The organism is Streptomyces sp. NPDC090021 (genome assembly GCF_044748225.1).
Taxonomy (GTDB): Bacteria; Actinomycetota; Actinomycetes; order Streptomycetales; family Streptomycetaceae; genus Streptomyces.
The window spans coordinates 112,228-124,936 of sequence record NZ_JBIVFO010000023.1; the positions used below are offsets into that span (position 1 = coordinate 112,228).

General features: G+C 73.1%; 9 protein-coding genes. 2 read left to right on the forward strand and 7 right to left on the reverse strand.

The genetic code is table 11. The features are described from left to right. Window positions 1–201: 201 nt before the first annotated feature. From ACIPXC_RS20140 to ACIPXC_RS20150, 3 genes are all read right to left on the reverse strand, one after another. Window positions 202–1,524 (reverse strand): M1 family metallopeptidase, encoded by a 1,323-nt coding sequence (locus tag ACIPXC_RS20140; protein ID WP_401619820.1) that lies wholly within the window; start codon window positions 1,522–1,524, stop codon window positions 202–204. Window positions 1,525–1,620: 96 nt separating this feature from the next. Then, on the reverse strand, window positions 1,621–5,637 hold the full coding sequence (locus ACIPXC_RS20145; protein ID WP_401619823.1) for a Pls/PosA family non-ribosomal peptide synthetase: 4,017 nt from the start codon (window positions 5,635–5,637) through the stop codon (window positions 1,621–1,623). Between the two features lie 182 nt (window positions 5,638–5,819). Beyond that, window positions 5,820–6,332, reverse strand: a complete 513-nt coding sequence (locus ACIPXC_RS20150) for a DUF6328 family protein (protein ID WP_401619826.1) — start codon at window positions 6,330–6,332, stop codon at window positions 5,820–5,822. A gap of 451 nt (window positions 6,333–6,783) precedes the next feature. Between ACIPXC_RS20150 and ACIPXC_RS20155 the strand changes: the two genes are divergently transcribed. After that, a complete protein-coding gene (locus ACIPXC_RS20155) occupies window positions 6,784–7,674 on the forward strand; it encodes a SigB/SigF/SigG family RNA polymerase sigma factor (RefSeq protein ID WP_401619829.1) in 891 nt (296 codons plus the stop codon). A 56-nt stretch (window positions 7,675–7,730) separates the two neighbouring features. Here ACIPXC_RS20155 and ACIPXC_RS20160 read toward each other — a convergent pair whose 3' ends face one another. The 3 genes from ACIPXC_RS20160 to ACIPXC_RS20170 all read right to left on the reverse strand — a co-directional run bounded on the left by ACIPXC_RS20160 (window position 7,731) and on the right by ACIPXC_RS20170 (window position 9,111). Continuing rightward, a complete protein-coding gene (locus tag ACIPXC_RS20160) occupies window positions 7,731–8,129 on the reverse strand; it encodes an ATP-binding protein (protein ID WP_401619831.1) in 399 nt (132 codons plus the stop codon). Between the two features lie 62 nt (window positions 8,130–8,191). Continuing rightward, window positions 8,192–8,560 (reverse strand): STAS domain-containing protein, encoded by a 369-nt coding sequence (locus tag ACIPXC_RS20165; RefSeq protein WP_401619834.1) that lies wholly within the window; start codon window positions 8,558–8,560, stop codon window positions 8,192–8,194. Between the two features lie 92 nt (window positions 8,561–8,652). Beyond that, complete coding sequence (locus tag ACIPXC_RS20170; protein ID WP_401619836.1) at window positions 8,653–9,111, reverse strand: Fur family transcriptional regulator; 459 nt, start codon at window positions 9,109–9,111, stop codon at window positions 8,653–8,655. A 298-nt stretch (window positions 9,112–9,409) separates the two neighbouring features. Between ACIPXC_RS20170 and katG the strand changes: the two genes are divergently transcribed. Continuing rightward, complete coding sequence (katG, locus tag ACIPXC_RS20175) at window positions 9,410–11,641, forward strand: catalase/peroxidase HPI (RefSeq protein WP_401619839.1); 2,232 nt, start codon at window positions 9,410–9,412, stop codon at window positions 11,639–11,641. Window positions 11,642–11,721: 80 nt separating this feature from the next. Here the strand turns inward: katG and ACIPXC_RS20180 are convergent, their stop codons facing one another. After that, window positions 11,722–12,561, reverse strand: coding sequence for a PaaX family transcriptional regulator C-terminal domain-containing protein (locus tag ACIPXC_RS20180; protein ID WP_401619842.1), 840 nt, complete (start codon window positions 12,559–12,561; stop codon window positions 11,722–11,724). Window positions 12,562–12,709 lie beyond the last annotated feature (148 nt).

Sequence of the window (12,709 nt, forward strand, 5' to 3'; positions counted from 1 at the left end):
GGAACCATGCGGTGGGAGGTGCCGGGATCTGCTCCCTTCCGGGACCTCCCCGGGGCGCGCGCTGGAATGCTGGCAGCCGCATAGTCACCCGGCAAGGGCGACCCTGCCCTCGCCGCCGACTTCCGGCCGCTCCGGGCAAGGCTCCGACCTGCACGATCGCCAAGGACAGGTGGACGGGAAGGAGCGCAGCGTGTCCGGAAACTACACGGGCAGGGGCGGCAGGGCGGCCTCGTACAGCCAGGCCGAATACAGGTCGTCCAGCGGATCGGCCGTGTAGCGGGCGGCGTGGGCGGTGAACGCCGCGGTGCTCACCACGCCGTGGCGGTGCACGGTGGCCCAGTCGCGCAGCATGCGGAAGAAGTCCTCCTCCCCCAGTGCGCGGCGCAGGGCGTGCACAGCGAGGCCTCCACGCTGGTACAGGCGGTCGTCGAACATCAGTTTCCGGCCGGGGTCGACCAGGCGGAGGTCCTGCGGCCGGGCGGTCAGCGAGCGGTGCGCGGCGGCCGCCTGCTCGTGGGCGGTACGGCCGCCGGAACGCTCCGACCAGAGCCATTCGGCGTACTTCGCGAAGCCCTCGTTGAGCCAGATGTGGCGCCAGTCGGCGATGGTCACGCTGTTGCCGAACCACTGGTGCGCGAGCTCGTGGGCGATGAGGCGTTCCGACCCGCGCACGCCGTCGACGTGGTTGGCGCCGAAGAGGGAGAGGCCCTGGGCCTCCACCGGCACGTCGAGTTCCTCGTCGGCGACGACCACCGCGTACTCGCCGAAGGGATAGGGGCCGAAGAGCTCCTCGAAGAGGTGCATCATGGCGGGCTGCCGGGCGAAGTCGCGGGCGAAGCGCGACAGCAGGTGGGGGGGCACGTGGGCGCTCTGCGTCACGCCGCCGAGCCCGGGGTCGCCCAGCAGCACGGTCTGGTACATGCCGATGGACAGGCCGACGAGGTAGCTGGAGGTCGGGGCCGGCTGCTCGTAGACCCAGGTGGTGGTGCTGGCCCTGGTGGTCCTGGTGAGCAGCCGGCCGCCGGCCACGACCGTGTAGGCGGACGGCGTGTTGACGGAGATCTGGTACGAGGCCTTGTCGGCGGGGCGGTCGTTGCACGGGTACCAGGAGGGGGCGCCGACCGGCTGGCTGGCCACGAGCGCGCCGTCGGTCAGTTCCTCCCAGCCGAGGCCGCCCCAGGGGCTGCGCACCGGCTTGGGGTTGCCCGACCAGGTCACGTCGACGGTGAAGGCGGCCCCGGCCGGCAGCGGCTTCGCCGGCCGGATGCGCAGCCTGCCGGCGCGGTGGGTGTACTGCGGGGCCCGCCCGTTGACCAGGACGCGGCCTATCTTGAAATCGGCCAGGTTCAGGTGGAACTCGGTGAGCGGCGCCCGTCCGGCGATCGCGCTGAGGCGGCCGGTCCCGGCCAGCCGGTTGGGGCCGGGACGGTAGTCCAGGGCGATCTCGTACCGGTGCACGCGGTAGCGAGCGTCGCCGTTGGCCGGAAAGTACGGGTCCGATACCGCTGTGGTCTGGCCGCTCACTGCCGCTTCCGCTCCCTGCGCCGTGCTCGTACGACGTGCTGCTGTGCCCCTGCCGTGCCCGCCGGCTGCCTCCGTCCCGGCCTGCGCCGCCGCCCCTCAGGACCGCCACGCCTCGATCGGGTTGCCCAGCCAGCGGGTGTCGGCGGGGACGGACTCCCCGGCCATCACGAGGGAGGCGGGGCCCAGGGTGCTGCGTGCCCCGACCGTGCTCCCGGGCAGGACGATTCCGCCCGGGCCCAGGGTGGCGCCCTCACGGAGGATCACAGTATCCGTCCTCAAGATCCGGTCGTGGAAGAGGTGTGTCTGCAACACACAGCCGCGGTTCACACTGACGCCGTCACCCAGTGTGACCAGGTCGGTCTCCGGCAGCCAGTAGCTCTCGCACCACACGCCGCGGCCGATGCGGGCGCCGAGCCCGCGCAGCCACAGGGCCATCAGCGGCGTTCCGGGTACGGATCCGGCGAGCCAGGGCACGGCCAGGACCTCGACGAAGGTGTCGGCGAGTTCGTTGCGCCATACGAAGCCGCTCCACAGCGGGTGCTCGCCGGGCCGGTGCCGGCCGACCAGGACCCACTTCGCGGTGACCGCGACGCAGCACGCGGCCGTACCGGCGGCCAGCAGGACCGCTCCGGACAGCAGCGCGGCGACCCAGACGCCCGGGCCGCTCCACGCGGTCAGTGCGCACAGGGCCGCCACGGTCAGTACGGCCAGGGCCGCCGAGCAGAAGACGGGGACAAGCCGGCACAGCTCGACCAGTCCGCGCGCCCACAGCAGGCGTGCGGGCGGATCGTAGGTCCGGCTCCGGTCGGCGTCGGCGCTGGACCGGGGCAGCTTGACCGGTGGCAGGCCCAGGTACGAGCTGCCCTTCTTGGCCTTCTTCGGCGCGGCCGACAGGACTCCGACCAGCCCGTCGTCGGGCACGGTGCGGCCGGGCGCGGCCATGCCGGAGTTGCCCAGGAAGGCCCGGCGGCCGATCGCGGAGTGACCGATGCGCACCCAGCCACCGCCCAGCTCGAAGGGGGCGGTGAGGGTGTCGTCGGCGAGGAAGGCGCCCTCGCCCACGGTGGTCAGGCTCGGGAGCGCCAGTACGGTGGACACCTCGGCACCGCGGCCGATCTTCATGCCGAGCAGCCGCAGCCAGACCGGGGTGATCAGTCCGGCGTAGAGCGGGAAGAGGGTCTCCCGGGCCAGGTCCATCAGCTGGGTGACCGTCCAGGCCTGCCAGCCGATGCGGCTGTGCGTCGGATGGTTGCCGGGCCGCAGGCCGAGGCTCAGCAGGCGTACGGCGACCAGCAGGAGCAGGGCGTAGGCGAGGCCGAAGGCGAGGGCCGCGGGCACCACGGCGACCAGTGCTCCGCGCAGCGCCTCGGCGACCCCGGCGTCCGCGGGGACGAACCGGCTCAGCACGAGCAGGGCGGGCACGGTGGCGAGGACGGGCAGCGCCGTGAGGCCGAAGCCGGTGGCGCCGTACATGGCCCGCCAGTGCACCGCGCGTGGTGGGCGTTCCTCGGGCCAGTTCCGCTTGGCCCTGCCGAGTTTGACGGCGGGGGCGCCGGCCCAGCGCTGGCCGGTCGGGACGGTCCCGACCACGGCGGAGCCGGGGGCCACCTCGGCCCGCTTGCCGATCCGTGCGCCGGGGAAGAGCATGCTGCGGGTGCCGACGACCGCTCCCGCGCCGACCCTGACGGGGCCGATCTCCAGCTGGTCCCCGTCCAGCCAGTGCCCGGACAGGTCGACCTCGGACTCGACGGCGCAGCCGCGGCCGAGCTTGAGCATGCCGGTGACGGGGGGCAGCGCGTGCAGGTCGACCTCGGGGCCGACCTTGGCGCCGAGGGCCCGGGCGTAGCGTTCGAGCCAGGATCCGGTCAGGGAGGTCGCGCCCGCGTACTCGGCCAGCCGTTCGGCGGTCCAGAGCCTGAGGTGGACGCTGCCGCCCCGCGGGTGCCGTCCGGGTTTCACCCCGCGCAGGAGCAGGCGTGCGCCGCCGGCGGCGACGGCCAGGCGCCCCGGGGGGCTGAAGAGGAGGACGGCGCCGGCGGCGACGAGCCACCAGGAGGCGGTCGGCGCCCACGGGTAGGGCCCGAACCGGTGCAGTACGTTGCCCAGCGCCAGGAGGGCGACCGTCCAGCGCAGGCCGAGCACGGTGAGCAGCGGGAGCAGCAGGAGCGCCTGGAGGACCTGGGAGCGCAGCGGAACGGGCGCCACCGGTCGGGCCGGGCCGCCGTCCGGTGCCGACTTCTCCAGGCGGCGGGCCAGCTTGCGCAGGGTGGGCTGCTGGTAGATGTCGAGGACGGCGGCGCTCGGGTAGCGGGTGCGCAGCCGGGTGGTGAGCTGTGCGGCGGCGATGCTGTTGCCGCCGATCGCGAAGAAGTCGTCGGAGGCGCTGGTGACGGCCGCGCCGAGGGTTTCTCGCCACTGCTCGGCGAGCCAGGCCTCGGTGCCGTGGAGCTCTTCGGTGGGGCCGGTGGTCTCCAGGTCGGGCAGTGGCCAGGGCAGGGCGTCGCGGTCCACCTTGCCGGAGGTGCGGGTGGGCAGCTCGGCGACGGGTGCGAGGAGCGGTACGAGGGCTGCGGGCAGCTCGGCGCGCAGCCGTTCGACGGCCGCTGCGCGGTCCCAGCCGTCCTGGGTGACCAGGTAGCCGACGAGCAGCTGGTTGCCGCTGCGCGCGGTGCGGACGGCGGCCGCGGCGCCGGCCACGTGGGGCAGGGATTGGAGGGCGGCGTCGACCTCGCCGAGTTCGATGCGGCGTCCGCCGAGTTTGATCTGCTCGTCGGCTCGGCCGAGGAAGACGAGCCCTTCCTCGTCCGCGCGGACGAGGTCGCCGCTGCGGTAGGCGCGCTGCCAGCCGAGGGACGGGAGAGGGGCGTACTTCTCGGCGTCCTTGGCGGGGTCGAGGTAGCGGGCCAGGCCGACGCCTCCGATGACGAGTTCGCCGCTGCCGCCCATCGGGACCGGGTCTCCGCAGGCGTCGACGACGGCGAGTTCCCAGCCGTTCAGCGGGAGGCCGATGCGGATGGGTTCCTCGCCGGTCAGGAGTGCGGCGCAGGCGACGACGGTGGCTTCGGTGGGGCCGTAGGTGTTCCAGACCTCGCGGCCCTCGGTGACCAGGCGCTGGGTCAGTTCGGGCGGGCAGGCCTCGCCGCCGAAGATGAGCAGCCGGACCTCGCCGAGGGCCTCGGGCTCCCAGAGCGCGGCCAGCGTGGGGACCGTGGAGACCACGGTGATCTCCTGTTCCACCAGCCAGGGACCGAGGTCGGCGCCGCTGCGGACCTGGCTGCGCGGGACGGGCACGAGGCAGGCTCCGTAGCGCCAGGCCAGCCACATCTCCTCGCAGGAGGCGTCGAAGGCGACGGACAGGCCGGCCATGACCCGGTCGCCGGGCCCGATCGGCTCCTCGGCGAGGAAGAGCGCGGCCTCGGCGTCGACGAAGGCGGCGGCGCTGCGGTGGGTGACGGCGACGCCCTTGGGCCTGCCCGTGGAGCCGGAGGTGAAGATGATCCACGCGTCGTCCTCGGGGCCGGGACGTGCGGGGCTGTCGGCACCGCCGCGGCCGGACGTGGTCCCGGGGAGGCCGACGGCGTCGACGGCGGTGACGGGGTCGACAGCGGTGACGGGGTCGACGGCGTCGACGGGGTCGACGGTGTCGATGCGCAGGCCGGCGCCCAGGACCGCCCGGACTCCGGCCTCGCCGAAGACCAGGTCGGCCCGTTCGTCGGGGTCCTCCGCGTCGACGGGCACGTACGCGGCGCCGGCCGCGAGGACGGCCAGGATCGCCACGTACAGCTCGTTGGTGCCGGACGGGACGCGTACGCCGACCCGGTCCCCGGCCGCGACCCCGGCGGCGGCGAGGGCGCGGCGGCCGCGGTCGGTCTCGGCGGCCAGGGCGCGGTAGGTGAGGCGGGTGGTGCCGTCGTCGAGGGCCGGCTCGTCGGGGTACGCCCGTACGGAGGCCTTGAGGATGTCGAGGAGGGTGCGGGGCGGGGCGGCGGGTCCGGCACGGAAGCGGGCGGACTTGCCGGGCTCCTCGTGCGTTCCCGTTCCTCCGTCCGGGGCGGTGTGGGTGCCGCGGTCGTCGAGGAGAGCGAGTTCAGTGCGATCGGGTGTGGCTGGCATCGGCCCTCGCGTGTCGTTCCGGCAGTTGGTCCGGTTCTTCGGCTGAGACCGGATTCACCCCGTTTGTCCCGGTCTGTAGCCGAACAACCCAACAGCCTAGTGCGCGGTCAAGAATTTTCCCGTCGAAGCTTCGGGTGTGGCCGATTGACGACGGCCGACCGGCCGCCGGGGACCGGAAGCCTTCACTTCTCGACCGTGTAGCGGACCCGCGCCCACAGGGGCAGGGCGAACCAGCACAGGAGGTACCAGGCCACGACTCCGGCCACCAGCCACGGCACGAGTGCGTCGTGGGTGGCCACCCGCAGGACGAGCAGGAGCGCCGCCGTGCACGTGGCCAGCAGCAGCACGAGGCCGACGAAGGTGAGGCGTGAGGCCCAGGCCACGGCCTCGCGCTTGATCTGCCGTCCCGATACGACGCGATGGAAGGCGACGGGACCGATCAGGGCACCGGTCGCCAGGGAACCGAGGACGACGGTGACGATGTAGATCGTCCTGTCGGTCTGGGGAAGGTCGTGGAAGAGCGGGGTGAAGACCACGGTCAGCAGGAAGCCGAAGAGGATCTGTACGCCCGTCTGGGCGACGCGGATCTCCTGGATCAGCTCCTGCCACTGCCGGTCGGCGCGCTCCTTCTCGTTCTCGTTCTGGTTCTCGTCCTCGTTCTGGTTCTCGTCCCGCTCGGCGATGGCGTCGGGCATGCTGTCTCCCTGGGTTCGTGTGCGGCGGGCCGGGTGGCCCTGACGCACGTGCCCGAGTACTGCTGCCGGCGCCCCCGGTCGTCGGCGCTCGTGGACGTCACCAGGAGCACCCGCCGGCCCCTGGGGTCGAGCTCGCGCAGCAGCTCGGCGGCGCGGTTCGTCCTTTCGTCTCTCGGAGGGTCGGCGGGCCCGGACGGTATACGGGAGCGTCGGGGGCCCGGCTCGTCCGGCGCCTACCCCGGGAGCACCCGGTCACGCCTCCTGCCCCGCACGCACCCCGGCCGTGCCCGGCCCCATCGGCGCCCGACGTCCTGGAGGGCGACGGCGTCACGTTCCCCCTCCGGTCCCCGAAAGGGTCAGGGCGCCCCGATCGGGTATATAACCCGACGGGTAACCCACGACGGCCCCGTCGCGCCCCGCGCGCGGCTCCCCGACCCGTCGGAGGAAACTGATGACCCCCCTGCCCCGCGACACCGCGGACCCCGTCCGTACCCGGTCTGCGGCGGACACCATCGAGATTCCCGAGAACCCCCTCGCCGTCAGCACGGACGACGCCCGGAGCCTGTCCGTGGCGCTCTTCCACCGGCTGCGCTCCCTGGCCGAGGGCACACCGGAGTACTCCTACGTGCGCAACACCCTGGTCGAGCTGAACCTCAGCCTGGTGAAGTACGCGGCCCGGCGGTTCCGCAACCGCAGCGAACCCTTCGAGGACATCGTCCAGGTCGGCACGATCGGCCTGATCAAGGCCATCAACCGGTACGACGTCGAGCGCGGGGTCGAGTTCGCCACCTTCGCCGTGCCGACCATCACGGGCGAGATGAAGCGCTTCTTCCGGGACACCAGCTGGTCCGTGAAGGTGCCCCGGCGCCTCCAGGAACTCCGGCTGGACATGGCGAAGTCCTGCGACGCGATGGAACAGGACCTGGGCCGCCGGCCGACCGACCACGAGCTCGCCGAACACCTCGGCGTCAGTGACGACGCCCTGGCCGAGGGCCGGCAGGCCGCCAACTGCTACGTCGCCGAGTCCCTCAGCACCACCGGCGGGCAGGACGCGGACGGGGGCTCCCCGCCGCGCTCCCTGGGCACGGAGGAGGCGGCGTACGAACGCATCGAGGACCTGGAGACGCTCAAGCCGCTCCTCACCGCCCTCGGCGAGCGGGACCGGCTGGTGCTCCAGCTGCGCTTCGGCGACGAACTCACCCAGTCGCAGATCGGCGAGCGCCTCGGCATCTCGCAGATGCACGTCTCCCGGCTCCTGAGCCGGATCATGGCGAAGCTGCGCGCGGGCATGCTGAAGGACCCCGACGAGGGCGAGGCGGAGGAGGACGACGACACGCCCTGAGCAGCAGGAACGACGACACGCCCTGAGGGGCGCCGCGCCGAACCGGCCGCACCGGCCTACGAGGACACGGGCTGCGGTCCCCGGGCGTCCGGGGACCGCAGCGGCGCGTCGATCTCCGCCCACACGCACTTGCCGTCCGCCAGCGGCAGCGTGCCCCAGCGCCGGGCGATCCGCTCCACGATGAGCAGCCCGTATCCGCCCGGCCGGGCCGGATCGGGCCGGGTGCGCGGGGCGGGGGCGACGGGGTTGTCGTCGGTGACCTCGACGCGCAGCAGGTCGTCCGTGCACACCAGCAGCAGCGTGCGGGGCCCGCCCGCGTGCAGGCAGGCGTTGGCGACGACCTCGGACACCAGCAGCAGGACGTCCTCCGAGTCGTCGCGGGCGTCCGGCATCCACCGCCAGTCGATCAGGGCCTCGCGGGTGAAGTCACGGCAGCGGGTGACGGCGTCCGTCATGCCCGTCAGCAGAAGACTCCGCCTCCGACCGGGGGGCCGCGGCTCCATGGCGCGCTCCCCCCTCACCCGTGCCGCGGCTCGGCCAGCGCGTGCGCCACATCGGGGTGTACGGGGAAGATCCCGTCCGCACCGGTGATGCGGAACATGCGGGCGACGGGCGGGCGCAGCCCGGCCAACGCGATGCTGCCGCCCTCCTCCTGGAGCGAGAGCCTGCTGTGCAGGAGGACGTTCAGTCCCGTGGAGTCGCAGAACCGGACCTGCGAGAAGTCCACCAGCAGCCTTCGTGCGCCGCCGTCGACGGCTGCGGCGAGGGCGGCCCGCAGGGGTTCGGCCGTGTCGTGGTCCAGCTCTCCGGTGAGTGCGAAGACCATCACCTCGCCCTCGGACCGCACGTCCACGGCGAATCTGTCACCGTCCTGCGGCGGGGCCATAGGGAACCACCTCTTCCCACGTGCGCGGGTGCGTGCAGTGCCATCGTCCGGCCGGCCACCGCTCGCTGCGAGCGGCCGGTTCTGACCGGCGCCTACCCCGCGGTGCCCGGGTCAACCGAGGGGGTGGGAGGGAGCGCGGTCCGGGCGCAGGCCGGGCACAGGCCGCGATAGGTGATCTCGACCTCGGACACGGCGAAACCGAAGCGCTGCGCCGCGGGCAGCACCGCCAGCGGGTCGCCGTCCGGGTGGACGTCGCGGATGAGGCCGCATCCGGCGCAGACCAGGTGCTGGTGCGGGCGGTGCGCGTTGGGGTCGTAGCGCTTGGCGCGGCCGTCGGTGGTGACCTCGACGACCTCCCCGAGGGCCACCAGCTCGCCCAGGGCGTTGTAGACGGTGGCCCGGGAGATCTCCGGCAGCCGCAGCGTCGCGCGGGCGTGCACCTCGTCGGCCGTCAGGTGCACGTGCTCCCCGTCGAGGACCTCCGCGACGACCCGCCGCTGCGACGTCAGCCGCCAGCCGCGCCCCCGCAGCCGCTCCAGCAGGTCACTCATCTCGGCTCCCCCCATCGGGTGCGTCGGGTGCCCGCGGGCGCCCGGTCGGCTTCCGGAATCCGATCGGATATGGGCTTGGTACTCATCTTGACTTGGATTGCGTCCATCGTAGGATCGGATCCGTTGATAACCAAGAGGCAGGAAGACTCCCGAGCGGCGGGAGTACGGGACGGACGGTGACCGCTCGGCGTCGGGTCGACCGCCGAGGCCGGACCCCGTGCGCGGGGACCCCGTGTCCCGCCTGTTCGACCGCGTTCGGTCCTGAGCACCGCGATCCCCCTGGTACGGAAGGATTCCCATGTCCGAGAACCACGATGCAATCGTCACGGACGACAAGGCGCAGGGCGGGGGCGGCTGTCCCGTCGCGCACGAGCGCGCCGCGCACCCCACGCAGGGCGGCGGAAACCGCCAGTGGTGGCCCGAACGGCTGAACCTGAAGATCCTCGCGAAGAACCCCGCGGTGGCGAACCCGCTGGGCGAGGAGTTCGACTACGCCGCGGCGTTCCGGACCCTCGACCTGCCCGCGGTCAAGCGGGACATCGCCGAGGTCCTGACGACCTCGCAGGACTGGTGGCCCGCCGACTTCGGCCACTACGGCCCCTTCATGGTCCGCATGGCCTGGCACAGCGCCGGCACCTACCGGATCAGCGACGGACGCGGTGGCGCGGGCGCCGGCCAGCAGCGTTTCGCCCCCCTCAACAGCTGGCCGGACAACGGCAACCTCGACAAGGCCCGCCGTCTGCTGTGGCCGGTCAAGAAGAAGTACGGGCAGAGCCTGTCGTGGGCCGACCTCATGATCCTCACCGGCAACGTCGCGCTGGAGCAGATGGGCTTCGAGACCTTCGGCTTCGGCGGCGGCCGTGCCGACGTCTGGGAGCCGGACGAGGACGTGTACTGGGGCCCCGAGACCACCTGGCTCGACGACCGGCGCTACACCGGTGACCGCGAGCTGGAGAGCCCGCTCGGTGCCGTCCAGATGGGTCTGATCTACGTCAACCCCGAGGGCCCGAACGGCAACCCGGACCCGGTCGCGGCGGCCCGTGACATCCGTGAGACGTTCCGCCGGATGGCCATGAACGACGAGGAGACGGTGGCCCTGATCGCGGGCGGCCACACCTTCGGCAAGACCCACGGCGCCGGCCCGGCCGAGAGCGTCGGCGCCGACCCCGAGGCCGCCCCGATCGAGGCGCAGGGCCTGGGCTGGGCCAGCTCGTACGGCACCGGCAAGGGCGGGGACGCTATCACCAGCGGTCTGGAGGGCATCTGGACCAACACCCCGATCACGTGGGACAACAGCTTCTTCGAGATCCTCTTCGGCTACGAGTGGGAGCAGTTCAAGAGCCCGGCCGGCGCCCACCAGTGGCGGCCCAAGGACGGGGGCGGCGCGGGCACCGTGCCCGACGCCCACGACCCGTCGAAGACGCACGCCCCGACCATGCTGACGACCGACCTGTCGCTGCGCTTCGACCCGGCCTACGAGCAGATCTCGCGCCGCTTCCTTCAGGACCCGGCCGCGTTCGCGGACGCCTTCGCCCGCGCGTGGTTCAAGCTGACCCACCGCGACATGGGCCCCGTCGTGCGCTACCTCGGTCCCGAGGTGCCGTCCGAGGAGCTGCTGTGGCAGGACCCGCTGCCCGCGGTGGACCACGAGCTGGTCGACGCCGCGGACGTCGCCTCTCTCAAGGCGCAGGTCCTCGCGTCGGAACTGACGGTGTCGCAGCTGGTGTCCACCGCGTGGGCCTCGGCGTCGTCCTTCCGCGGCAGCGACAAGCGCGGCGGTGCCAACGGTGCCCGCATCCGGCTGCAGCCGCAGGCCGGCTGGGAGGTCAACGAGCCCGACCGGCTCGCCGGGGTGCTGCGCGTCCTGACCGGCATCCAGGAGTCGTTCAACGCCGTCCAGGACGGCGGCAAGCGGATCTCGATCGCCGACCTGATCGTGCTGGCGGGCGCCGCCGCGGTGGAACAGGCCGCCAGGGACGCCGGGTTCGACCTGCAGGTGCCCTTCACACCGGGCCGGGTGGACGCCACGCAGGAGCAGACGGACGTGGAGTCCTTCGCCGCGCTGGAGCCGGCCGCGGACGGCTTCCGCAACCACCTCGGCAAGGGCAACCGGCTCCCGGCCGAGTACCTGCTGCTGGACCGGGCCAACCTGCTGAACCTGAGCGCTCCCGAGCTGACCGTCCTCGTCGGCGGTCTTCGGGTGCTGGGTGCCAACCACCAGCAGTCGCGGCACGGCGTGTTCACCACGACCCCCGGTGCGCTGACGAACGACTTCTTCGTCAACCTCCTGGACCTGGGAACGGAGTGGAAGGCGACGGCGCAGGACGCCAACACCTTCGAGGGCCGTGACACCGCCACCGGCGAGGTCAGGTGGACCGGTACCCGTGCCGACCTGGTCTTCGGCTCCAACTCGGAGCTGCGGGCGCTCGCGGAGGTCTACGCGAGCGACGACGCGAAGGAGAAGTTCGCCCAGGACTTCGTCGCGGCGTGGGACAAGGTGATGAACCTGGACCGGTTCGACCTCGTCTGATCCGGGGGTCCTGACTCCGGGCGTCCGGGCTCCGGGCCGGCCGGCGCCGCACGGTGCCGGCCGGCCCGGACCCGCCGGTGTCAGGACCGCGCCGTCGTCTCCTCCAGGCCGGTGACCTGCTGTACGTGCCGCAGGGCGGGAGCGGCGAGCACGCCGTTCAGCTGCTGGAAGGTCCGGCGGGCGGCCACCGCGTTCCAGTCGGCCGGGAGCAGTTCGGCGGGCAGGCCGGGGTCGAGGTAGGGCAGGCGGCGCCACTGCGTGAGCATCGGGACGTAGTGGCGGAACGCCTCGCCGCCCCCGATGTCCCGTCCCGGTGCGAGGGCGGCCGCGACGGGCCCGTACGCGTCGGTGAAGCCGGCGTACTGCTCCTCGATGGCGGGGAAGTCCCACCACGAGCCGACCGTCCCGGGCAGGTCGCTGAAGGCGGCGTAGTCGGCGGCGAACAGGTGCACGTACTCGCTGAGTCCGCGCCGTACGAGCATGTCGCGGGCGTCGCCGAGGAGTCGGGCCGGCGCCAGCCACACGCCGGGGGCGATGTTGCCGAATCCCAGCCAGGTCAGGCGGGTGCGCAGCTGGTAGCGGTACGACCGCTCCGACTCGGGGACCGAGAAGACGGCCATCGCCCAGCCGTCGCTGAGCTTCGCCGGTTCCAGGCTGCCGAAGATGCGGCGGTCGCCCTCGTCGAAGACGGGGTGCGCGGCGGGGCTGAGCCGGTAACCGGTGGCGCCGCGGCGTTCCGGTTCGAGGACGCCCTTCTTCTTCAGCCGGGAGATCGCCGAGCGGGCGGCCGGGCCGTCGACGTCCAGTTCCGCCATCAGGGTCAGCAGGTCGGCGACGGAGATCCAGCCGCCGAGGCGTCGCAGGAACGCCCCGTAGACCGTGTTGATCAACGAGCTGGGCCTGAGGGGACTGTCCGCCATGATCGCCTTCCGTCGTGTGCGGTGGCGATCCTACCGAGGCGGGGGGGGGGGGGGGGCCCCGGGCCCCCCCCCCCCGGGGGGGGGGGGCGGCGGGGGGGGGGGGGCCCCCCGCGGGGGGGCCCCCGGGGGGGGGGGCCCCCGCCGCCCC